The organism is Streptomyces sp. NRRL F-5123, from assembly GCF_000721495.1.
Lineage (GTDB): Bacteria > Actinomycetota > Actinomycetes > Streptomycetales > Streptomycetaceae > Actinacidiphila.
This window is the reverse complement of the sequence record NZ_JOHY01000054.1, coordinates 47,855-70,302: the sequence shown is the minus strand read 5'-3', so window position 1 is coordinate 70,302 and position 22,448 is coordinate 47,855. Positions and strand designations below refer to the sequence as shown.

The window sequence follows — 22,448 nt, the reverse complement described above, 5'->3', positions numbered from 1 at the left end:
AGCAAGCCTTCCCGACCCCGGACTTGAGGAGAAGCCCCCGTATGTCCCCGCACTTCCACGACCTTCACCCCCTTGCGGGACCGGGGGAGTACCCGATCCTGCGCGAGCGCCCGCACGTGAGCGAGCGGCCGCCTGTCCGTGCCGCCGCGGATGCCGGGGCGGAGGCGGCGCTGTGAACGCCACGACGGCCCACCGGACCCTCAGCTGGGGCCACGACGCATTGCGGCTCGACCTGCGCATCGCCGCTGACGGCACCGCCCGCCTCGGCCGGGGCGCCCCCGCCGACCCGGCCCGGGACGGTGCGCTGCCGCTGGTCGAGGTCACCGCCACCGGCCACGGCCGGCACTGGTCCAGCCACCGCCTGGTGGACAGCACTCTCGGCACGCGGCTGCGGCACCGCGCCCACCACGTCACCCGCGAGGGTGAGTGGCACGTGCTCACCGTCGAGCTGTACGAACCGGACACCGGACTGGCCGCCGAGGTGGTGTACCGGTCCCCGGACGGCGTGCCGGCCCTGCGTGCCGAGGTGACGCTGCGCAACGAGGGGGCCGGCACCCTGCACCTCGAATCGGTGACCTCGCTGGCCCTCGGCGGCATCACCGACGTCGACCCGGACACCGCCGACGTGTGGTGGGCCGACAACGACTGGCTCGCCGAGTTCCGCTGGCAGCGTCGGCCGCTGCGGGCAGCGCTGCCCCAGCTCGGCGGGCGGGTCCGGTACGGGTACGGCAAGGGCTCGTTCGCGCTGGCCGGGCAGGGCACCTGGTCCAGCTGCGGGCACCTGCCGATGGGCGCGCTGACCGACCGCGCGTCCGGCCGCGCATGGGTGTGGCAGGTCGAGCACAACGGCGGCGGCTGGCGCTGGGACTGCGGCGAGCGGCACGACACCGCTTACCTGGCGCTGTCCGGCCCCACCGACGGCGACCACGGCTGGCGGCACCCGCTGGAACCGGGCGGCGAGTTCCGCGCGGTGCCGGTGTCGGTGGCGCTCGGCGACCGGCTGGACGACGCGTTCGGCGCGCTGACCAGCTACCGACGGGCGACCCGCCGCCCGCACCCGGACCACGAGAACCTTCCGGTGATCTTCAACGACTACATGAACTGCCTGATGGGCGACCCGACCACCGCGAAACTGCTGCCGCTGGTGGACGCCGCCGCCGACGCCGGGGCCGAGTGCTTCGTGATCGACGCCGGCTGGTACGACGACAGCTCCGGCTGGTGGGACAGCGTCGGCGAGTGGCAGCCGTCCACCACCCGGTTCCCCGGTCCGCGCGGCATCCACGAGGTACTGGACCGGATCCGTGAGCGCGGCATGGTGCCCGGCCTGTGGCTGGAACCGGAGGTGGTCGGGGTGCGCAGCCCCATCGCCACCGAGCTGCCGGACGAGGCGTTCTTCCGCCGCGACGGCGTGCGGGTGGTGGAGACCGGGCGCTACCAGCTCGACCTCCGGCACCCGGCGGCCCGCGCGCACCTGGACGCGGTGGTGGACCGCGTGGTGGGCGAATGGGGCGTCGGCTACCTGAAGCTGGACCACAACATCGACGCCGGCAGCGGGACCTCCGGCCATCCCGCCGAGGTCCCGGCGGCCGGGGCGCTCGGCCACCACCGGGCGCACCTGGCCTGGCTGGAGGGCGTGCTGGACCGGCACCCGGACGTGGTGCTGGAGGACTGCGCGTCCGGCGGCATGCGCGCGGACCACGCGTTGCTGTCCCGGATGCAGCTGCTGTCCACCAGCGACCAGCAGAACCTGCTGCACTACGCGCCGATCGCGGCCGCCGCGCCGACCGCCGTCACCCCCGAGCAGGGCGCCGTGTGGGCCTACCCGCAGCCCGAGGACACCCCGGACGAGGTGGCGTTCACCCTGGTGAGCGCGCTGCTCGGGCGGATCCACCTGTCCGGACCGCTGCCCGGCCTGGGTCCGCAGGCGCGCGCCCTGGTGCACGAGGCGGTGGCGGTCCACCGCGACCTGCGCGCCGACCTGCCGGGTGCGCTGCCGGTGTGGCCGCTGGGCCTGCCGGCCTGGGACGACCCCTGGGTGGCGCTGGCCCTGCGCACCCCGGCCACCACGTATCTGACCGTGTGGCGCCGCCCCGGCGCCGACCCGACCACCACCCTGCACCTGCCGCACCTGCTGGACACCGAGGTGGTCGCGACGGTGCTCTTCCCCGCCGCCGCCCGAGCCACCACCGCCTGGAACCCCGGTGCGGCGGAACTCGCCCTGACCCTGCCCACGGCCCCGTCGGCCGTCCTGCTCCGCCTGAGCTGACCCGCGGCCCACTCCCGGACCGACCGCGGCCACCCCACGGGGCCGCCCCACAGTGCGATGAGGGCTCCACCCCCCACCCCTGCCTGCCGTGCCCGAGCGCACGGCCGGAAGCCCGCCGTTCCGCAGGCGGGAGCACCACATCCCTGTCCGAACACGACCCAATGGAGGGTTTCGTGAAACGGTTTCTCCACGCCGGGCGCGATCGCCTGATCGCCCTGTCCGCCGCTACGGCGCTCACCGCCGCCGCCCTGTCCGTCGGCGCGTTCACCGCCGCTGCTCCGGCCGCCGCCGCCACGTCCGCGACGGTGACGGTCGACAGCAGCCACTGGCTGGCGAACTACTCGTCCACCACTCCCGGCCTGAACACCCAGGTCTACGACGGCAACATGAACGGCCCTGCCATCCCCGGCCTGCTCAAGGACGCCGGTATCGGGATGTTCCGCTACCCGGGCGGCAGCGACGCCGACGTGTACCACTGGCAGAACAACACCGTCGACGGCGGCTACGTCGCCCCGAACACCGACTTCGACACGTTCATGGGCACCGTCCGGGCGGCGAACACCCAGCCGATCATCACCGCGGACTACGGGTCGGGCACGCCGCAGGAGGCGGCGGACTGGGTGCGGTACGCCAACATCACCAAAGGCTACGGCGTCAAGTACTGGGAGATCGGCAACGAGATCCCCGGCAACGGCGAGTACGGCGCGCAGTGGGAGACGGACAAGCACTCCAGCCACAGCGCCACCACCTACGCCACCAACCTCCTGCAGTTCGTCTCGGCGATGAAGGCGGTCGACCCCGGCATCAAGATCGGCGCGGTGCTCACCACACCCGGGAGCTGGCCCGACGGCATCGTCGGCCCCGGTGACACCCAGGACTGGAACCACACGGTCCTGTCGATCGCCGGTCCGAAGATCGACTTCGTGATCGTGCACGACTACCCGACCAGTACCGGCGAAGCCGACCTGCTGGCCAAGCCGCAGACCAACGTGCCGAACATGGCCGGCACGGTGCGGTCGCTGATCAACCAGTACGCGGGCAGCAACGCGCCGAACGTGGGGCTGGCCATCACCGAGACGAACGTCGACAAGTACAAGGACACCGCCCCGAACGGGCTGTTCGCCCCGGACCAGATGCTGACCTGGGCTGAGAACGGCGCGTTCACCGTCGACTACTGGGCCATGCACAACGGCACCGACTGCTCCCACGTGACCACGGTGGACGGCGCCACCGACTACGACGAAGGAGGCGTGCTGGCCAGCGGCTCGTCCTGCGAGCCGCCGGTGAACACCCCGTTCGCGCCCTACTACGGCATCTCGATGGTCAGCAAGCTGGCGCAGTCCGGCGACTCGCTCGTCAAGACCAGCAGTTCCACCCCGCTGATCTCCGCGCACGCGGTGCACCGCGGCAACGGCGACGTGAACGTGATGCTGATCAACAAGGACCCGAACAACAGCACCACGGTGTCCCTGTCCTACAACGGGTTCACGCCGTCCACGGCCGCCCCGACCGTGTACAGCTACCTGAAGAACGGCACCTCGATCACGTCGTCCACCAGCGGTACCGCCACCACCCAGACCGTCCCCGCGTACTCGGTCGTCGTGGTGCAGATGCACCCGAGCAGCGGCGGTGACACCGGCGGGAGCACCGGCGCGCTGCACGCGGCCGGCGCAGGCAAGTGCCTGGACATCGACAACAGCACCACCACCGCCGGTACGCAGGCCCAGATCTGGGACTGCAACGGCGGTGCGGCCCAGGCACTGACGCGCACCTCCGCCAAGGAGTTCCGCCTCTACGCCGGCACCTCCACCCCGATGTGCCTGGACAACTCCGGCAACGGCACGGCGAACGGCACCGCCGCCGTGATCTGGCAGTGCAACGGCCAGAGCAACCAGCAGTGGAACGTCAACTCCAACGGCACGATCACCAACGTGCAGTCGGGGCTGTGCCTGGACGTGAGCGGGTACGGCACCGCCAACGGCACCAAGGTGCAGCTCTGGGCCTGCGGCTCGAACCAGAGCAACCAGCAGTGGACCTTCAGCTGACGCGCGTCGGCTGAACCGCGTCGGGCGGCTCGGCACCCCGCCGGGCCGCCCCCCTCGTCGAAACGACGACAGAACAGGGCCAGCGCCCTTGAGAGGAACAAGAGTGCCCGACCAGCACCAGGCGACCGCCACCGTCAGCAACCCGATCGTCCCCGGGTTCCACCCCGACCCCTCGGTGTGCCGGGTCGGCGACGACTACTACCTCGCCTGCTCCAGCTTCGAGTACTTCCCAGGCGTTCCGATCTTCCACAGCCGCGACCTGGTGAACTGGACGCAGATCGGCAACGTGCTGGACCGCCCCGAGCAACTGGTCCTGCCCCTGGACTCGCCGTCCTCCACCGGCATCTACGCGCCCACCCTCCGGCACCACGACGGCGTGTTCCACCTGATCGTCACCAACGTCAGCGGCTACGGGAACCTGCTGGTCACCGCCACCGACCCGGCCGGCCCGTGGTCCGACCCCATCCGGCTGCCGGACGTGCCCCGCATCGACCCGGACATCACCTGGGACGAGGACGGCACGTGCTGGTGCACCTGCGCCGGCGTCCAGCAGGTGCAGCTCGACCCGACCACCGGCAAGGTGACCGGCGAGACCAGGGACGTCTGGTCCGGCACCCCCGGCGCCCGCTATCCCGAGGCCCCGCACCTCTACCACATCGGTGAGCACTGGTACCTGATGATCGCTGAGGGCGGCACCGAGCGTGCGCACGCCGTGTCCATCGCCCGTGGCACGTCCCCGAACGGGCCGTTCGAGCCGTGCCCGCACAATCCGATCCTCACCCACCGCGGCCACGAGCACCCGGTGCAGAACACCGGCCACGCCGACCTGGTGCAGGGCCCGGACGGCTCCTGGTGGCTGGTGCTGCTCGGCGTCCGCCCGAACGGCGGCACCCCGGGCTGGCACGTGCTCGGCCGTGAGACCTACCTCGCCCCGGTCACCTGGAACGAGGACGGCTGGCCGGTGGCCGGCTCTCCCGACCTGGAGCTGCCCGTCCCGAACTGGCCGCTGCACCCCGTGCCCCCGGTGCCGGTGCGCGACGACTTCGACGACGAACGGCTCGCCCCGCAGTGGGTCTCGCTGCGCGACCGTCCGGCCGAGCTGATCACCACGGGCGAACGCCCCGGGTGGCTGACCCTGCGGGCCCGGGGCGCGTCGCTGGACGACCGGGACGTGGTGTTCGTCGGCCGCCGTCAGCAGCACCACACGTGCCGGGCCAGGGCACTGGTCGACGCGACCGAGGGCGCCGGCGGCCTGGCGCTCCGCATGGACGAACAGCACCACTACGAGGTGGAGGTCGCCGACCGTGAGGTGCGCCTTGTCGCCCGCCTCGGTTCGGTGCGCAGGGCGGTCGCGTCACGACCCGTGCCGGCCGGGCCGGTGGTGCTGCGGGTGGACGTCACGACCCCGGCGCCGGACTACCCGGGCAGCGGCCCGGACCTCGTCACGCTCGGGTTCGAGGAGCCGGACGGCACGGTCACCGCGCTGGCCGCGCTGGACGGCCGCTACCTGTCCACCGAGGTGGCCGGCGGCTTCACCGGTCGCGTCATCGGCGTGTACGCCGCCGCCGGGACCGTCCACGTCGACTGGTTCGACTACGAACAGACCGGCTGAGTGGCGATGTCCGCCGTCGGCCCGGCCCCGTCACCTCCCAAGTGGCCGCCGGCTCCGCCGCCACCGTCACCGGCCCGGTCTCCTGACCGCCCGAACCCGTTCCCAGAACCCGTGCGCGGCGACCGCCCGCACGAGGAAGTCCCGATGACCGAGAGGAACCGAACATGACCGGAACACCCCGCCAGGGGAGAGCCGGCCGGCGGCTGTGGCTGCTGGTGAGCCTGCCGCTTGCCCTGATCACCGCGGTGGGCATGCCCAGCTCCGCCGCCCTGGCCGACGCCGCCCCGAACGGCACCGCGGCCGCGGACGCCACCACCGGCGCGCAGGCCGTGGTGGCGGCGATGCAGCCGAGCTGGAACCTGGGCAACACGCTGGACGCCATCCCGAACGAGACGGCCTGGGGCAACCCGCTGACCACCAAAGCGGTGTTCGACACCGTCCGGGCGGCCGGGTTCCGCAGCGTGCGGATCCCGGTGACCTGGAGCAACGCCCAGGACAGCGCCGCGCCCTACACGATCGACCCGGCCTACATGGCGCGGGTCAAGCAGGTCGTGGACATGGCCCTCTCGGACGGCCTGTACGTGGACCTGAACGTGCACCACGACTCGTGGCAGTGGATCAACAACATCACCACCGCCGACCACGACGCGGTGCTGGCCCGGTTCGACTCGACCTGGCAGCAGATCGCAGCCGCGTTCAGAGACGAGCCGCGCCGGCTGCTCTTCGAGAGCGTCAACGAACCGCAGTTCACCAACGACGCCACCGAGGCGCAGAAAACCCAGGCGATGGACGAGCTGAACACCTCGTTCCACACCGCCGTACGGGACTCCGGCGGCGGGAACGCGACCCGCGTCCTGCTGCTGCCCGACCAGAACACCAGCCCGACCCCGCAGAAGATGAGCGAGCTGTACACGACGATCACCGGGCTGCACGACCCGAACCTCGGGGCGACGGTGCACTACTACAGCTTCTGGCCGTTCAGCGTGAACAACGGCGGCTTCACCACCTACAACCAGCAGACCCAGCAGGACCTGATCGACGACTTCACCGCGGTGCACGACGTCTTCGTCGCCAAGGGCATCCCGGTGTACCTGGGCGAGTACGGCACGCTGTCCTACCCGGACTTCACCAAGCCCGACCAGATCGAACGCGGCGAGGCGCTCAAGTACTTCGAGCAGCTGGGATACGAGGCCCGGATCAACGGCATCACCACCGCGCTGTGGGACGCCGGCTCGTTCCTCAACCGCAACACCCTCCAGTGGCGCGACCCCGAGATGCTCGGTCTGATCAGGGCGAGCTGGCACACCCGCTCCGGCACCGCCTCCACCGACCAGGTGTTCCTGCCGAAGTCCACGCCCGTGGCCGCGCACACCGTCACCCTCAACCTGAACGGCCTGTCGTTCCGGGGCCTGTGGCAGGGCGGCACCCGGCTGCGTCCCGGCGTGGACTACGCGGTGTCCGGCGACCAGCTCACGCTGACCCCCTCGCTGCTCACCCGGCTGGGCGGCGACCGGGCGTACGGCGAGAACGCCACCTTCGAGGCGCGGTTCTCCGCGGGAGCGCCCTGGACGTTCCACGTCATCAGCAACGACCTGCCGGTGCAGTCCGACGCGACCGGTACCGCAGACTCGCTGACCATCCCCACCCGGTTCAAGGGCGACGAGCTGGCCACCATGGAGTCCCGCTACGCGGACGGCAGTGCCGCCGGCCCCTACTCCTGGACGCCGTACCAGGAGTTCAACACCCACTTCACGCCGGACTACCCGAACGGCGCGATCCGGCTGACCTCCGACTACCTCAAGGCCCTCACCGACGGCGCCACCGTCACCCTCACGTTCGACTTCTGGAGCGGCGCGTCCGTCACCTACCACGTCACCAGGTCCGGCGACACGGTCACCGGCACCGTCTCCTGAACACCCCCGGCTGACCGACCCCGGCCCCGTGTGCTCCCCGTGCGGGGCCGGGCGTCAGAAGAACACGAGGAATCGCCTTGCCTTACAGCGTCAGCGCGGACGGCCTGGAACGCCGCACCGCCGAAGAGATCCTCCGTATCGAGCCGTGGGGGCCGCACGCGGTCCGGGTCCGGGCCTCGTCGGGAACAACCGACCCCGACGCTCCCGGCGCGCTGGAGAGCGCCCCGCCCTCCCCCCGCGTCGAGGTGTCCGTCGCGGAGGACGGCTCCGCCCGCCTGGTCAACGGCCGCCTCGCCGTCGAGGCCCTGCCGGACGGCCGCCTGCGGTTCCTGCACGCCGCCTCGGGCCGCGAACTCCTCGCCGACAAGTCCCCCTACCCCCACCATCCCGGCCCCCGCGTCCATGCGGCCGGCGGCCGGACGGAACAGCACTTCGAGGCCTACGACGGCGAGCGGCTGCACGGCCTCGGGCAGCATCTGCACGGGCTCCTGGACCAGAAGGGCTGTGTGATCGACCTCGTCCAGGGCAACACGGTGGCCGCCATCCCCTTCCTGCACTCCTCGCGCGGCTACGGACTGCTGTGGAACAACCCCGCCACCGGCCGCGCCGAACTGGGCACCGACACCACCCGCTGGGTCGCCGACGCCGGCGGGCGGGTCGACTACTGGATCACCGCCGGGGACACCCCGGCCCAGATCCTGGACGCCTACACCCTGGCCACCGGACGTCCGCCGCTCCTGCCCGAGTGGGCGTCCGGTTTCTGGCAGTCCAAGCTGCGCTACCGCACCCAGGAGGAACTCCTGGCGGTGGCACGGCAGTACAAGGAGCGCGGACTGCCGCTGTCCGTCATCGTCTGCGACTTCTTCCACTGGCCCGCGATGGGCGACTGGCGTTTCGAACCGAGCGAGTGGCCCGATCCCGCCGCGATGGTGGCGGAGCTCTCCGGCCTCGGAGTGAAGCTCGCGGTGTCGGTATGGCCCACCGTCGAGCCCGGCAGCGACACCTTCGACGAGTTGCGCTCGGCCGGATGCCTCGTACGGGACGCCGGCGGCGGCCTGCTCACCCAGCACTGGCCCTCCCGCAGCTCCGAGGAGCCGATGCGCCGGATGGCGTACTACGACGCGACCGACTCCGACGCGCGCGCCGCACTGTGGCGACGGCTGAGCGACAACTACCTTTCAGCGGGCGTGGCCTGCTTCTGGCTCGACGCCTGCGAACCCGACCTGTCCCGGGACGCCGCCGACCGTGCCGTCTACGCCGCCGGTCCGGCCGCCGAGGCCGCGAACCTCTACCCGCTGCTGCACACCCGGACCGTCGCCGACGGCCTGCGCGCGGCCGGCGAGGACCGGCCGCTGTCCCTGGTCCGCTCCGCATGGGCGGGCAGCCAGAAGTACGGCGCCGCTCTGTGGTCCGGCGACATCCCCACCACCTTCGACTCCCTCGCCCGGCAGATCAGCGCCGGACTGAACGTCGCGATGAGCGGCATCCCCTGGTGGAACACCGACATCGGCGGCTTCTTCGGTGGCGACCCCGACGACCCCGCCTACCGCGAGCTGCTGATCCGGTGGTTCCAGTACGGCACCTTCAGCCCCGTCATGCGGCTGCACGGTGACCGCGTGCCCCACCACCCCGCCTTCTCCACGGACATGACCGGCGGGCCGAACGAGGTCTGGTCCTACGGGGAGCAGGCGTACGGCATCCTCCGTGACCACCTGCTGCTGCGCGAACGCCTTCGCCCGTACCTGGAAGCGCTGTCCCAGGACGCGCACCGCACCGGCGCCCCGCCGATGCGCCCGCTGTTCTTCGACTTCCCCGAGGACGAACGCGCCTGGGACGTGGACGACCAGTTCCTGCTCGGCCCCGACGTGCTGGTGGCACCGGTGTACGAGGAGGGCGCGCGCACCCGCCGGGTCCACCTGCCCTCCGGCGCCCGCTGGCACGACCCGGTCACCGGACACGTGCTGGAGGGCGGAACGGCGACCGACGCCGACGCCCCACTGGAGCGCATACCCGTCTTCGTACGCGAAGGAGCCGCCGTCGCACAGGCGTTGCGCTGACGTGTGCATGTGGCGGGACGCGCAGCCGCGCGGCCCGCACTTCCCTCAGGACCGCGGCGGTCCGAAGGAACGCGAATGAAAAGACCCCTTCCCGGCAGATGGAGCGACAGATGACAGGCTTGCGGATCACGGAGAGCGGCGCGGCAGCGCTGACGTTCCACCCACTTCCGGCGGCGGCGCCGACCTCGTCCGCGGGCGCGCCCGCGGTGATCGTCATGCCGGGCGGCGGCTACACCTTCCTCGCTCCGCACGAGGGGAAGCCCGTCGCGCAGTGGCTGAACCGGCTCGGATTCGCCGCCTGGGTGCTGGAGTACCCGGTAGGGCCACAGGACTTTCACCCCGCGCCGCTGGACTCGGCACGGGCGGCGATGCGTGAGGCGCGTTCGCAGGCGCCGGGGCTGGGGGTCGACCCGGCGCGCATCGGGGTCCTCGGCTTCTCCGCGGGCGGCCACCTCGCCGCCCACCTCGCTGCCGGCCCGGACACGGCCGACGACGAGCGGCCCGACTTCGCGGTGCTCTGCTACCCGGCCTCGTCATGGCACAACTTCGGCCCCGCCGCAGCCGGCGGACCGGACGGCGACCCGCTCCTCGGCCCCGGCTCGACCCCGGAAAAGCGCCGAGCGGTCTCCATCGAGCTGGTCGCCGTCCCGCAGACCCCCCCGACCTTCATCTGGCACTGCGCGGACGACGAGACCGTCGGGGTCGACCACGCCCTGTCCCTGGCCCAGCGCCTGGCCTCCCTGCGGGTCCCGGTCGAACTGCACGTGTTCCCCACCGGCGGACACGGCGTGGGACTGGCCGAGGACATGACACCCGCCGGCACGTGGACGTCCCTGTGCGCGCAGTGGCTCCGCAGGACGGCCGGCCACGAGTAGTTCGCAGGCCTCCGTCCGGGCGGGCGACCGGCCCGGCAGCGCGAAAGGCCCTCCGCCCACTCCACACCACCGACGACGACCACCAGCTGAGGACCGACGGCAACCGGCCGTCCATGTCCCCGCAGAAGCCCGACGGGCACGACGCTCGCGAACCACCGTCCACAGGAGACAACATGACCACAGACCGTACGACCGGGACGGGCATCGCCTCGATCCTCGACGGCGTCGATCAGCGCGTCGCCGCCGGCCCGTTCCGCGCGACCTGGGAATCCCTGGCCGGCTACCGGGTCCCCGACTGGTACCGCGACGCCAAGTTCGGCATCTTCATCCACTGGGGTCCCTACAGCGTCCCCGCGTTCGGCAACGAGTGGTACGCGCGCAACATGTACGTGGCCGGCCAGGCCGAGTACGACCACCACCGCGAGACCTACGGACCGCAGGACGAGTTCGGCTACAAGGACTTCATCCCGCACCTCACCGGCGCGAATTTCGACGCGGACGAGTGGGCGAGCCTGTTCCGGCAGGCCGGGGCGCAGTACGTGGTGCCGGTGGCCGAGCACCACGACGGGTTCGCCATGTACGACACGGCGCTGAACCCGTGGAACGCCGCCGCGACGGGCCCCGGGCGCGACGTGATCGGCGAGCTCGCCCGAGCGGTACGCGACCGGTCGATGGTGTTCGGGCTGTCCTCGCACCGCGCGGAGCACTGGTGGTTCATGAACGGCGGCATGCGCTTCGACTCCGACGTGCGCGCCGGCCGCCACGCCGACCTGTACGGCCCCGCGCAGCCCGAGGAACTGCCGCCCACCCGGGACTTCCTCGACGACTGGCTGGCGCGCACCGCGGAGCTGGTCGAGCGGTACCAGCCCGAACTGCTCTACTTCGACTGGTGGATCCAGCAGCCGGCGTTCAAGCCCTACCTGCCCCGGCTCGCCGCCTACTACTACAACACGCTCGCCGGTGCCGGTCGCGGCCCTGTCCTGGCCTACAAGCACGACGCGTTCGCGCCCGGCACGGCGGTGTACGACGTCGAGCGCGGCGTGAGCGCGACGCTGCGCCCCGACCCCTGGCAGTCCGACACCTCGGTGTCGCGCAACTCCTGGTGCCACATCGAGAACCACGACTACAAGAGCGGCCCCGAACTGCTGGCCACCCTCGTCGACACGGTCAGCAAGAACGGGTGCCTGCTGCTGAACATCGGCCCGCGCGCCGACGGCTCCATCCCCGAGCACGAGGCCGGTCTGCTCCGCGAGATCGGCGCGTGGCTGGGCGTCAACGGCGAGGCGATCTACGCCTCGCGGCCCTGGACGGTGTACGGCGAGGGACCGACCCAGATCAAGGACGGCCAGTTCACCGACGGCGCCCAGGCCGCCTACCAGCCCGAGGACCTGCGCTTCACCACACGCAAGGAGCACCTGTACGTGACCGCGCTCGGCGGCGTGCGGGACGGCCGGATCGACGTACGCTCCCTGGGCAGGAACCTGACGCTGTTCCCGCAGGAGATCGGCTCGGTCCGGATGCTCGGCCACCCGGAGCCGCTCGAGTTCGAGCGCGGCAGCCACGCACTGACGGTGCGCCTGCCCGAGAGCGCCGCCGGGACACCGATGCCCGTGCTGCGCGTCGACCCCGCCCGCTGACGGCCTACCCGCGTGCACCCGGCGGGCGGGAGGCGCCGGAAGTGCGCGTGGGCGCGTTGCGCCAGGATTCACCTGGCCCAAGCCCCACCTCGACGATCACGGAGGACTTCCGGAACCGCGTGCTCCGCGCTTCGGCCCACTTTCCCCGCGGCAGCCCGCCCTCGTTCCTCCTGCCCCCCGACACCTTCGGTCACAGCCCCTCGTCATGGCCGGGACGACGTGCGGGTGACGATGACCGCGTAGCGGCACTCGGCCTCGGTGCTGTTGTGGAAAGCGCATGGCGCGGGCTCTGCGAGTTCCAAGGTGTCACCGGTGTCGAGTTCGTGGACAGTGGCGCCCTCATGGAAGGTCAGGTGACCGTCGAGGACCCAGATGACCTGGCGGATGAACGCGAACGCGGCAGCCGGGTAGGCCACGCGGGCTCCGGCGGGCAGGCAGATCTCGGAGACCTCCGCCGGGAAGGTCGCCCCGGAGATCTGGCGCCGCCGGTATCCCGTATCAGGGTCGCACCACTCGGTGGCGCGGGCACGGCGGGTGAGTCCGGCTGATCTGTCCGAGTCCTGGCTCGCGGACTGCTCGGCGAGGGCGAGCAGTTCGGACACGCTGAGCTGGAACGCGGCGGACAGTTTGCCCAGGACAACGGCGGTGGGGCTGCTCTCGCCGTTCTCGATCCGGCTGATCATCGCGCGGGACACGCCGGAAGCCTCTGCCAGTTGGGCCAGGGTCCAGCGGTGCCGGTTGCGCTCGGCGCGGATACGGGTTGCGATCTGCCCGACCAGTGGTTCTATTATATTGGACATGAATCTAGTATATAAGAATAACCAGGTCGTGGTGCGCCCAGCCATCCCACAGGACGCGGAGGCGGTCCGCTCGATCCGGAATCGAGCGATCGAGCACTCGACTGCGCTGTGGACGAACACCCCGCTGTCGGGAGCCGATGGCGCCGCCTGGCTGGCCCCTCACCTCCGACGGGGCTCAGCGTTCACCGCCGAGGCATCGGGAGAGGTGGTCGGCTTCGCCGTGTACGGGCCGTGGCGGCACTCCGACGGCTACTGCCACACCGTCGAGGACTCGGTCTACGTCGACGACGGCGAACACCGGCGCGGCATAGGCTCCGCCCTGCTGGGCACACTCATCGACGCGGCCCGCCACGCCGGCCACCGCATCGTCATCGCTGACATCGAAGCCGGGAACACCGCCTCCATCAAGCTGCACGAACGATTCGGATTCGAGCACGTCGGCACCATCCGCGACGCCGGCACCAAGTTCGGGCGCTGGCTCGACCTGACGATCATGCGTCTGCCCCTTGCCTGACCGCACCAGTGCCTTGCACCGGTAAAGCACTGCATCGGCCCACGCCAGGCCGGACGCCTCGGCCCACTGCGCGAACTGCTCCAGCGGCGCCCGGGCCGCAGGACCGAGCCGGGCGGACGCCTCGACGCGGTCCGGCGTGAAACACACGCTCTGGATCTGGCGGCGGACGGGGCCTGCCTGTACCGCGTCCGAGCGCTCCAGGGCCGCCGCGAACCGACCCTGCACGAGGTCTCCCGGCGCCGGCGCCGCCGACCCCGCCCGGCTCGGCGAGCAGCTCGCGCGAGGGACTGACCGCCGTCCAGGCACGGAAGGCTCCGAGAGAGCTGAACGACGAGAACGGCCGGCTCAGCCGCTGCGCGCTCAGCACTCGATGACGTTGACGGCCAGCCCGCCGCGGGCGGTCTCCTTGTACTTGACCTTCATGTCCGCGCCCGTCTGCTTCATCGTGCGGATGACCTTGTCGAGGGAGACGTGGTGGCGGCCGTCGCCGCGCATCGCCATCTTCGCCGCCGTCACGGCCTTGACCGCCGCCATGCCGTTGCGCTCGATGCAGGGGATCTGGACGAGGCCGCCGATCGGATCGCAGGTCAGGCCGAGGTTGTGCTCCATGCCGATCTCCGCGGCGTTCTCGACCTGTTCGGGGGTGCCGCCGAGGATCTCGGCGAGGCCGCCGGCGGCCATCGAGCAGGCGGAGCCGACCTCGCCCTGGCAGCCGACCTCGGCGCCGGAGATCGAGGCGTTCTCCTTGAAGAGCATGCCGACGGCGCCCGCCGCGAGGAGGAAGCGGACGACGCCGTCGTCGTCGGCGCCGGGGACGAAGCGCCGGTAGTAGTGCAGGACGGCCGGGATGATGCCGGCGGCGCCGTTGGTGGGGGCGGTGACGACGCGGCCGCCCGCGGCGTTCTCCTCGTTGACCGCCATCGCGTAGAGGGTCAGCCACTCGGTGGCGTGTGCGGCCGGGTCGCCTTCCGCGCGCAGCTGGCGGGCCGACACCGCTGCCCGGCGGCGGACCTTCAGGCCGCCGGGGAGGATGCCCTCGCGGGACAGGCCGCGCTCCACGCAGTCCTGCATGACCTGCCAGATCTCCAGCAGGCCGGTGCGGATCTCGGTCTCGGTGCGCCAGGCCTTCTCGTTCTCCAGCATCAGCGCGGAGATCGACAGGCCCGTCTCACGGGAGCGCTGCAGCAGCTCGTCGCCGGTGCGGAAGGGGTGGCGCAGCACCGTGTCGTCGAGCTTGATGCGGTCGGCGCCGACCGCGTCCTCGTCGACGACGAAGCCGCCGCCGACGCTGTAGTACGTCTTGGCCAGCAGCAGCTCGCCGCCGTGCCCGCGGGCGGTGAGCGTCATGCCGTTGGCGTGGTAGGGCAGTGAGCGGCGGCGGTGCAGCACCAGGTCGGCCGCCGGGTCGAAGGGCACCTCGTGCGCGCCGAGCAGCGCGAGCCGCCGGGCGGCGTGCACGGCGGCCACCTCGTCGTCGGCGGTCTCGACGTCGACCGTGCGCGGGGAGTGGCCGGCCAGGCCCAGCAGCACCGCCTTGGGGGTGCCGTGCCCGTGGCCGGTCGCGCCGAGCGACCCGAACAGCTCGGCCCGGACGCCGGCGGTCGCGGTGAGCAGGTCCTCGTTCTTCAGCCGCTGCGCGAACATCCGGGCAGCGCGCATCGGGCCCACCGTGTGCGAACTGGAGGGGCCTATGCCGATGGAGAAGAGGTCGAATACGGAGATAGCCATGGCTCGTGTGCTCCCTGGTCACCGCGGACGCCGTTGTCCGCGGGGTGCTGCCGGGTGGTACGGGGTCCCGCGGGTCGCGCGGGGTCCTGCTCGGGCGGCGCGGTCGCGCCGGTGCTGCGGTGGCGCGGGGTCGCGCCGGGGGGCCTGCCGGTGGTGCGGGTCCGCGGCCGCGGGGCGTGTCGTGCCCCGCGGCCGCGGGCGGTCAGGCGCCGAGCCCCGGGTAGAGGGGGAAGCGCTCGGCGAGCGCGCTCACCCTGCCCCGAAGGCTGTCGGCGTCGAAGACCGGCTGGAGGGCGGCCGCGATGATGTCGGCCACCTCCCGGAAGGCGTCGGCGTCGAAGCCGCGGGTGGCCAGCGCCGGGGTGCCGATCCGCAGGCCCGAGGTGACCATCGGCGGGCGCGGGTCGTTCGGGATCGCGTTGCGGTTGACCGTGATGCCGACGTCGTGCAGCCGGTCCTCGGCCTGCTGCCCGTCGAGGGCGGAGTCGCGCAGGTCGACGAGCACCAGATGGACGTCCGTGCCGCCGGACAGCACCTTGACGCCGACCGCCGCGAGGTCCTCCCGGCCCAGCCGCTCGGCGAGGATGGCCGCACCCTCCAGCGTACGGGCCTGGCGGCCGCGGAACTCCTCGGTCGCCGCGGCCTTGAAGGCCACCGCCTTGGCGGCGATCACATGTTCCAGCGGGCCGCCCTGCTGGCCGGGGAAGACCGCGGAGTTGATCTTCTTGGCCAGGTCGGCGGTGGACAGGATGACTCCGCCGCGCGGACCGCCGAGCGTCTTGTGCGTCGTGGTCGTCACCACGTGCGCGTGCGGGACGGGCGAGGGGTGCAGCCCCGCCGCGACCAGCCCGGCGAAATGCGCCATGTCGACCATGAGGTACGCGCCGACCCCGTCCGCGATCCGCCGGAAGGCCGCGAAGTCCAGCTGCCGCGGATACGCCGACCAGCCGGCGATGACCAGCTGCGGCCTGTGCTCCTTGGCCAGCCGCTCCACCTCGTCCATGTCGACCCGGCCGGTCTCGGCGTCGACGTGGTAGGCGGCGACCTTGTAGAGCTTGCCGGAGAAGTTGATCTTCATGCCGTGCGTCAGGTGCCCGCCGTGCGCCAGATCCAGGCCGAGGATCGTGTCGCCCGGCTTGAGCAGGGCGAACATCGCGGCGGCGTTCGCCTGGGCGCCCGAATGCGGCTGGACGTTCGCGGCCTCGGCGCCGAAGAGCGCCTTGATCCGGTCGATGGCCAGCTGCTCTACGACGTCGACGTGCTCGCAGCCGCCGTAGTAGCGGCGCCCGGGATAGCCCTCGGCGTACTTGTTGGTCAGCACCGAGCCCTGGGCTTCGAGGACCGCGACGGGCGCGAAATTCTCCGACGCGATCATTTCCAGGGTGGACTGCTGGCGGCGCAGCTCGGCGTCGACCTCGGCGGCCACCTCGGGGTCGAAATCGTGCAGTGACTGGTTCAGGAGCGACATGGGATCTTCCCTCGGGTACGGGGTGGGGACGACGGCTCAGGCCGCGGTGAAGTCGTCGTACTCGGCAGCGGTGAGCAGCTCCGCGTCCTCGTCGGCGACCCGCACCTTGAACAGCCAGCCGCCCTCGAAGGGCGCGGAGTTGACCAGCGAGGGATCGTCGGCCACGTCCTGGTTGACCTCGGTGACCTCGCCGGACACCGGGGCGTACAGCTCGCTCACGGACTTGGTGGACTCCAGCTCGCCGCAGGTCTCGCCCGCGGTGACCGTCGAGCCCGCCTCGGGGAGCTGGACGAAGACGACGTCACCGAGCGCGTCGGCGGCGTGCGAGGTGATGCCCACGGTGGACACGCCGCCATCGGCGGGCGAGACCCACTCGTGCTCCTTGCTGTAGCGCAGGTGCTCAGGATTGATGCTCATGACGGAATTCTCCCGGATGCGAAGGGTTGCTGGTGGAGGCGGCGCGGCGGCCTGTGGATAACTCTCGTCACCCCGGGCGGCCGCGCCGGACGGAGATCGGCGTGGACGGGCCTGGACGGGCCTGGATCGGCCTGGGCCGGTGTGGATCGGTGGGGAGGCGCAGGACGGGCGCGGCTCGCGGGCGGACCGCCCGGTGGTCCTTCCCGGCCGGCGCCCGCGGGCTCAGCGCTCGCGGCGGTAGAAGGGCAGCGCCACGACCCGGTACGGCTCCCGGCTGCCCCGGATGTCGACGGCGACGTCCGCCGTGTCCGGCGCGGCGGCGGACTCGTCGACGTACGCCATCGCGATGGGCACCCCGAGCGTGGGGGACGGGGCGCCCGAGGTGACCTCGCCGACGACCGCGCCGTCCGGGCCCGTGACCGCGTACCCCGCGCGCGGCACCCGGCGGCCCTCGGCGACCAGCCCGACGAGCGTGCGCGGCGGCTGCTCGGCGGCCCGTGCCGCGGCCGCCAGCAGCGCCTCGCGGCCGACGAAGTTGCCCGGCTTGTCGAATTTCACGACCCGCCCGAGCCCGGCGTCGAAGGGCGTCACGTTCGCCGTCAGCTCGTGCCCGTACAGCGGCATCCCGGCCTCCAGGCGCAGCGTGTCGCGGCAGGACAGGCCGCACGGCACGAGCCCGGCCCGAGCCCCGGCCGCGAGCAGCGCCTCCCACAGCCGTTCGGCGTCCGCCGGCGCCACGAACAGCTCGAAGCCGTCCTCGCCGGTGTAGCCCGTGCGGGCGATCAGCGCGGGCACCCCCGCGACCGTGCCCGGCAACCCCGCGTAATAGCGCAGGCCCGGCAGGTCCGCGTCGGTCAGCGAGCCGACGATGCCGGGCGCCTCGGGGCCCTGCACGGCGAGCAGCGCGTACGCCTCCCGGTCGTCGGTCACGGTCGCGTCGAACTCCGCGGCGCGCAGCGCGAGGGTGTCCAGCACCGTCTGGGCGTTGGAGGCGTTGGCCACGACCAGGTAGTGCTCCTCGCCGAGCCGGTAGACGATCAGGTCGTCCAGGATGCCGCCGTCCGGGGCACACACCATCGTGTAGCGCGCCCGGCCGACCGCGAGCGCCGACAGGTGGCCCACCAGGGCGTGGTCCAGCGCCTGCCCGGCCTGCGGGCCGGTCACGGTGATCTCGCCCATGTGGGAGAGGTCGAAGAGCCCGGCCCTGGTGCGCACGGCCTGGTGCTCCTCGCGCTCACTGCCGTACCGCAGCGGCATGTCCCAGCCGGCGAAGTCGGTCATGGTGGCGCCCAGCGCGCGGTGGACCGCGTCGAGCGCGGTGCGGCGCGGTGCGGCGGAGGAAGGGCTCGGTGCTGCGCTCATCGAAGGTGCTCCCAAAAGCGGCGGACGGGTCGTGGACTGCCGGCCGGGGCTGACCCCGGCCTCCCCATCTGTCATCGGAACCTGAGAGGTTCACCGTGACCCTGCGGGCCCCGGCTTGCACCTTGGGTGGGGCGGGACCGGTGAACGCGGCCCGCCCGCTTTTCAGATCTGCCTCGTCCGCGCGGTATCTGTGCCTGAGAGATTCAAGGGAGGACTTGCTCCTTCGGCGCCCGGCCCCCGCCGTCGTCCGGTGGGGCGGGACTCTCCCGCGCGGCCTTCGAACGGCCGGTATGCGAATTGTGGGTACTGCTCGTGCCGCCGGCGCAGGTCGTGCCCTTCCCGCCGCCGGTACGCGCCGCCATCATCGCATGCCCGGGCGGGGGCGGCGGCCAGCCGATAGGGTTTCCCGGCAGGCAACGGGTGCCGCCGACGGCGGCACACAGCGCGGACGAGGATGGACATGGACAATCCGGCACCGTACATATGGCCGGCGAACGAGCTGGAGGAGGTGCTCGCGGCCAGCCTCGGCAACCCCGCCGCGACCCCCCGGCTGCTGGAGGTACTCGGCCGCTCCCACGTGTGGGTGCCGCTGCCCAACGGCGGCTCGCCCGCGTCCACCGACCTCGACCTGCCCACCGTGGAGCTGGGCGGCGCGCCCTATGTGCCGGTCTTCAGCTCGGAGCAGCAGTACCGGCTCGCCGCCGAGGGCATGGCCTGCACGGTCGCGCCGGTCCGCGACTTCGCCCGCGGCCTGCCCCCGATGGTCGGCATCGCCGTCAACCCCGGCGGAGCCGTGGGAGTGCCGCTGCCGCCCGCCGCGGTCGCCGAGCTGTGCCGCGGGGCCCGGACGCCCGGGGCGTACGGCGAGCAGGTCCCCGGCGGCGCCAGGGTGCGGCTGTGGGAGCCCGCGCCGGACGAGGAGCCGGTCGACTTCCTGGCCATCGCCGCCGCGGAGTACGCCGTCACGCCCGTGGTGCTGAGCGCCCGCCGCGCCATGGCCGCCGTCGAGGAGGAGCCGCCCGCGCTCTTCGTCGGCGTCGAGCTGGACGGCTGGCAGGAGAGCGACCGCGCCGCCGCCATGGACGCGCTCGGCCGGGCACTGGGCGCCGCGCCGCTGCCCTGGCCGGTCCATCTGATCCTGCTCGACGTCGCCCAGGACCCGGTGGCCGACTGGATGCTGGAGACCGTCCGGCCCTTCTACGCCACGGACTGACTCCGGCGGATGCCCGGTGCGGGCGTATACGAGCCGTATACGAGCCATTTAGTCCGTGCCGCTTGAGTCGGTCAGCGTTCCACCGGTCGGAGCCGACCTGATTTGATGGCGTAATGACGGCGTAAGACGAACTGACGGGAAAGGGGCGGTCCGACGTGATCGCGGGCGCGCACGGCGGCGCGGCGGCCGGCCATGTGGAGCAGATGCTGCTCCAGGTGGCGCCCGGCCGCTACGACGCATACGAGAACCTGCTCGCGTCGTTGGCCGACGGCCAGGTCTGGATGCTGCTGTGGCAGGGCGCGCCCGGCACCCCCGACGCCCAGTACGCCGCGATGGAGGTCTCCGGCCACCGCTACGCCCCGTGCTGCACCTCCCCGCGCGAGCTGGGCGCCAGCGGCTGGAACCGCGAGCACGAGGTCGCAACCGGCCGGGACATCGCGCTCAGCCTCTTCCCCGACCACTGCGGCCTGTGGCTCAACCCGCACGCCCCCGGCGGCGGCGTCGGCATCCCCTGGCCCGACCTGCGCCGCGTCGCCGCGGGCCTGGACCTGCTGCCCGCGGGCCCGCTGCGGATCGGCGAGCCGGCGGTGCAGATGCCGCAGTTCTACGCGCTGCTGGCCACGGCGGCGCAGCGTACGCCCGCGGTACGCGCGCTGCGGCAGGCGTGGGTACAGCCCGCGCTGGGCGAGGCGTACCTCGCGATCGGCGTCGAGGTCTACGACTCCTCGCCGCAGGCGGTGGAGGCCGTACGGCTGATGATGCAGCAGGCCGTGCCCGGCGTCCCGGAGGGTCTGCCGGTCTCGACGGTCGCGATGTCCGACCCGCACGACCCGGTCGCGATGTGGCTGCGCGCCAACGCCCAGCCCCTCTTCGACCGCGACGCCTTCAGCAGCCCGCCCGCCTGGGGCCCGCCGCCGCGTTACTGAGCGCCGGGGCGACGCGCAGCGGCGCGGATCCCGGACGGCACGCCCCGGACACGCGCTCAGGTGTCCAGCAGGCCCAGCGGCGGCGCCCCGAGCGCGAGCAACTCGGCGTGGAAGGCCGGCAGCGAGAACGACGCCGAGCGCTCCGCGCGTTCGCGCGCCCGCATGATCTCCAGCTTCCCCCAGGTGTACCGCCCGTATCCGGCGTCGAAGGTCCCGCGGCGCGCCTCCGAGGCGGCCCCCGCCGGGGCCAGATGCGCGTCCCTGACGAACAGGTGCGTGGCCTCGGCCACGTCCATCGCCCCGGTGTGCAGCCCGATCGCGCAGGTCAGCCGGGTCACCCGGACCAGCGCCTCCAGGGCCACGCCGATCGCGAAGCGCGGGTCGCGCGCCCGGAAGCCCTCGTCGAGGCAGACCTCCTCGACGTAATGTGCCCAGCCCTCGCAGAAGGCCAGGCTGTGCAGCACCCGGCGGACCGGGCCGGCCGCCCGGCGCAGGGCGCGGCCGTGCGCGAAGTGGCCGGGCGCGACCTCGTGCACGGTGATCGACGGCAGGCTGGTGCGGCTGAAGACCGTCAGCCACTCCTCCCGCTCCTGCGCGGGCCAGTCCGGCTCGGGCGGGGTCACGTGGTACCAGGACGGCGTCTCGGGCTCGCCCGGGCCCGCCCACGTCATCATGGCCATCGCCCAGCGGCGCGAGGGCGGCGCGGGCCCCACCAGACACTCGCCGTCGAGGTAGGGCGCGAGCTGCCGCTGGCGGGTGAAGGCGATGACCTCCTCGGTGAGCCGGGCGGCGGCCGGGATGACGCCGTCGGCGCCCGGGTGGTCGGCGAGCAGCTCGGGGATGAGGTCGTCGACCGACCGGCGAGGGTCGAGCGCGCGGCAGGAGTCGGCGAGCAGCTGGCCGAGCCGTACGCGCTCCCGGTCCGCCGACTCGGCGAGGGCCGTCAGGTCCACCCGCATGCCCTCCTGGGAGCCCATCAGCGCGGCCAGGCCGGGCCCGCCGAGTCGCGGGTCGGGGTCGCCGTGCTCGGCGGCGTGCTCCAGGTGGGCGGTCAGCCGGGCGTGCGCGTCCAGGGCGTCGGACTCCACACCGTCGTCCGGGTCGAGGCCGAAGGCGAGCCCGCGGGCCGAGCCGAGCAGCGCGGAGGCGACGGGCGCGCTCACCCGGTCGAGCGAGGCCAGGGCGGCGTCCACCGCGTCGGGCCACTGCGCGAGGTGCCTGCGGCGCGCCGCGGCGCGCTCCTTGCGGGAGGCGTATTCCCGGTCGTAGCAGGCGAGTTCGAGGTTGGACAGATGCGGGTAGGGGTCGCGCCGGTGTATTTCCAGCTCGCCGTACTGGACCCGGACCGCCTCTTCGAAGACGCTCAGGTGCGCCTCGTCGTGCGGGTCGGGAAGGCGCGGTGTATTGCGCCGGGCAGTGTCGACCGCGGCAAGGGCGCGGCGTATTCCGTCGGGGGAGAGGTCCTGCACGCGGCCGTCGTACTCGTGCAGCCCGGCCATCTCCCGGACGGTGGGCATCATCAGGTCGCAGACCGCGCGGAGCCGATCATCCATGCTCCGACCGTAGCGTTGCGCGCGCCGTCCGTCTGCCCGCGGGCCGGGCGAGTCGGACCGGG

The 22,448-nt window shown here is 72.5% G+C and carries 17 protein-coding genes and 1 riboswitch; of the genes, 11 read left to right on the top strand and 6 right to left on the bottom strand.

What is annotated here, in order from left to right; translation table 11 throughout:
• Window positions 1–41 precede the first annotated feature (41 nt).
• From IH54_RS47795 to IH54_RS0131130, 8 genes are all read left to right on the top strand, one after another.
• A complete protein-coding gene (locus tag IH54_RS47795; protein ID WP_267965246.1) occupies window positions 42–176 on the top strand; it encodes a hypothetical protein in 135 nt (44 codons plus the stop codon).
• Window positions 173–2,266: a glycoside hydrolase family 36 protein gene (locus IH54_RS0131160; protein WP_031523315.1), complete on the top strand. Its 2,094-nt coding sequence runs from the start codon at window positions 173–175 to the stop codon at window positions 2,264–2,266. The genes IH54_RS47795 and IH54_RS0131160 overlap by 4 nt, the downstream gene beginning before the upstream one ends.
• Window positions 2,267–2,439: 173 nt before the next feature.
• Window positions 2,440–4,311 carry an RICIN domain-containing protein gene (locus IH54_RS0131155; protein WP_234344084.1) on the top strand — a complete coding sequence of 624 codons (1,872 nt, stop codon included), beginning with the start codon at window positions 2,440–2,442 and terminating at the stop codon, window positions 4,309–4,311.
• Window positions 4,312–4,414: 103 nt separating this feature from the next.
• Entirely contained in the window at window positions 4,415–5,923 is a 1,509-nt protein-coding gene (locus tag IH54_RS0131150; protein ID WP_031523311.1) for a glycoside hydrolase family 43 protein, read from the top strand.
• Between the two features lie 164 nt (window positions 5,924–6,087).
• Complete coding sequence (locus IH54_RS0131145; RefSeq protein WP_031523309.1) at window positions 6,088–7,836, top strand: cellulase family glycosylhydrolase; 1,749 nt, start codon at window positions 6,088–6,090, stop codon at window positions 7,834–7,836.
• 77 nt (window positions 7,837–7,913) lie between these two features.
• The gene (locus tag IH54_RS0131140) at window positions 7,914–9,893 is read left to right on the top strand and encodes a TIM-barrel domain-containing protein (RefSeq protein WP_031523307.1); all 1,980 of its coding nucleotides are present in this window, start codon (window positions 7,914–7,916) and stop codon (window positions 9,891–9,893) included.
• Between the two features lie 110 nt (window positions 9,894–10,003).
• On the top strand, window positions 10,004–10,768 hold the full coding sequence (locus tag IH54_RS0131135; RefSeq protein ID WP_063762411.1) for an alpha/beta hydrolase: 765 nt from the start codon (window positions 10,004–10,006) through the stop codon (window positions 10,766–10,768).
• 173 nt (window positions 10,769–10,941) lie between these two features.
• On the top strand, window positions 10,942–12,405 hold the full coding sequence (locus IH54_RS0131130; RefSeq protein WP_078862664.1) for an alpha-L-fucosidase: 1,464 nt from the start codon (window positions 10,942–10,944) through the stop codon (window positions 12,403–12,405).
• Window positions 12,406–12,608: 203 nt separating this feature from the next.
• On the opposite strand, the gene IH54_RS0131125 is transcribed toward IH54_RS0131130, so the two are convergent.
• Entirely contained in the window at window positions 12,609–13,205 is a 597-nt protein-coding gene (locus IH54_RS0131125; protein ID WP_031523301.1) for a helix-turn-helix domain-containing protein, read from the bottom strand.
• Between IH54_RS0131125 and IH54_RS0131120 the strand changes: the two genes are divergently transcribed.
• Complete coding sequence (locus IH54_RS0131120) at window positions 13,204–13,719, top strand: GNAT family N-acetyltransferase (protein WP_031523299.1); 516 nt, start codon at window positions 13,204–13,206, stop codon at window positions 13,717–13,719. The genes IH54_RS0131125 and IH54_RS0131120 overlap by 2 nt on opposite strands.
• Window positions 13,720–14,079: 360 nt before the next feature.
• On the opposite strand, the gene IH54_RS0131115 is transcribed toward IH54_RS0131120, so the two are convergent.
• The 4 genes from IH54_RS0131115 to gcvT all read right to left on the bottom strand — a co-directional run bounded on the left by IH54_RS0131115 (window position 14,080) and on the right by gcvT (window position 18,694).
• Complete coding sequence (locus IH54_RS0131115) at window positions 14,080–15,447, bottom strand: L-serine ammonia-lyase (RefSeq protein ID WP_031523297.1); 1,368 nt, start codon at window positions 15,445–15,447, stop codon at window positions 14,080–14,082.
• Between the two features lie 202 nt (window positions 15,448–15,649).
• A complete protein-coding gene (gene glyA, locus IH54_RS0131110; protein WP_031523295.1) occupies window positions 15,650–16,915 on the bottom strand; it encodes a serine hydroxymethyltransferase in 1,266 nt (421 codons plus the stop codon).
• Between the two features lie 36 nt (window positions 16,916–16,951).
• On the bottom strand, window positions 16,952–17,332 hold the full coding sequence (gene gcvH / locus IH54_RS0131105; RefSeq protein ID WP_031523293.1) for a glycine cleavage system protein GcvH: 381 nt from the start codon (window positions 17,330–17,332) through the stop codon (window positions 16,952–16,954).
• 222 nt (window positions 17,333–17,554) lie between these two features.
• The gene (gcvT, locus tag IH54_RS0131100) at window positions 17,555–18,694 is read right to left on the bottom strand and encodes a glycine cleavage system aminomethyltransferase GcvT (RefSeq protein ID WP_031523290.1); all 1,140 of its coding nucleotides are present in this window, start codon (window positions 18,692–18,694) and stop codon (window positions 17,555–17,557) included.
• Window positions 18,695–18,866: 172 nt separating this feature from the next.
• Window positions 18,867–18,973, bottom strand: a riboswitch (glycine riboswitch).
• 181 nt (window positions 18,974–19,154) lie between these two features.
• Here gcvT and IH54_RS0131095 point away from each other — a divergent pair.
• Window positions 19,155–19,907 (top strand): enhanced serine sensitivity protein SseB, encoded by a 753-nt coding sequence (locus IH54_RS0131095; protein WP_031523288.1) that lies wholly within the window; start codon window positions 19,155–19,157, stop codon window positions 19,905–19,907.
• A 203-nt stretch (window positions 19,908–20,110) separates the two neighbouring features.
• Window positions 20,111–20,833 (top strand): enhanced serine sensitivity protein SseB C-terminal domain-containing protein, encoded by a 723-nt coding sequence (locus tag IH54_RS0131090; protein ID WP_052398072.1) that lies wholly within the window; start codon window positions 20,111–20,113, stop codon window positions 20,831–20,833.
• 56 nt (window positions 20,834–20,889) lie between these two features.
• Here the strand turns inward: IH54_RS0131090 and IH54_RS0131085 are convergent, their stop codons facing one another.
• On the bottom strand, window positions 20,890–22,386 hold the full coding sequence (locus IH54_RS0131085) for a DUF885 family protein (RefSeq protein ID WP_031523283.1): 1,497 nt from the start codon (window positions 22,384–22,386) through the stop codon (window positions 20,890–20,892).
• Between the last annotated feature and the right edge of the window lie 62 nt (window positions 22,387–22,448).

Bases quoted from the DNA above. Each gene is read 5' to 3' on its own strand.
- gcvH (WP_031523293.1), bottom strand. From the start codon at position 17,332: ATGAGCATCAATCCTGAGCACCTGCGCTACAGCAAGGAGCACGAGTGG.
- IH54_RS0131090 (WP_052398072.1), top strand. From the start codon at position 20,111: ATGCTGCTCCAGGTGGCGCCCGGCCGCTACGACGCATACGAGAACCTG.
- IH54_RS0131095 (WP_031523288.1), top strand. From the start codon at position 19,155: ATGGACAATCCGGCACCGTACATATGGCCGGCGAACGAGCTGGAGGAG.
- glyA (WP_031523295.1), bottom strand. From the start codon at position 16,915: ATGTCGCTCCTGAACCAGTCACTGCACGATTTCGACCCCGAGGTGGCC.
- IH54_RS0131120 (WP_031523299.1), top strand. From the start codon at position 13,204: ATGAATCTAGTATATAAGAATAACCAGGTCGTGGTGCGCCCAGCCATC.
- IH54_RS0131135 (WP_063762411.1), top strand. From the start codon at position 10,004: ATGACAGGCTTGCGGATCACGGAGAGCGGCGCGGCAGCGCTGACGTTC.
- IH54_RS47795 (WP_267965246.1), top strand. From the start codon at position 42: ATGTCCCCGCACTTCCACGACCTTCACCCCCTTGCGGGACCGGGGGAG.
- IH54_RS0131115 (WP_031523297.1), bottom strand. From the start codon at position 15,447: ATGGCTATCTCCGTATTCGACCTCTTCTCCATCGGCATAGGCCCCTCC.
- IH54_RS0131130 (WP_078862664.1), top strand. From the start codon at position 10,942: ATGACCACAGACCGTACGACCGGGACGGGCATCGCCTCGATCCTCGAC.
- IH54_RS0131145 (WP_031523309.1), top strand. From the start codon at position 6,088: ATGACCGGAACACCCCGCCAGGGGAGAGCCGGCCGGCGGCTGTGGCTG.
- gcvT (WP_031523290.1), bottom strand. From the start codon at position 18,694: ATGAGCGCAGCACCGAGCCCTTCCTCCGCCGCACCGCGCCGCACCGCG.
- IH54_RS0131085 (WP_031523283.1), bottom strand. From the start codon at position 22,386: ATGGATGATCGGCTCCGCGCGGTCTGCGACCTGATGATGCCCACCGTC.
- IH54_RS0131125 (WP_031523301.1), bottom strand. From the start codon at position 13,205: ATGTCCAATATAATAGAACCACTGGTCGGGCAGATCGCAACCCGTATC.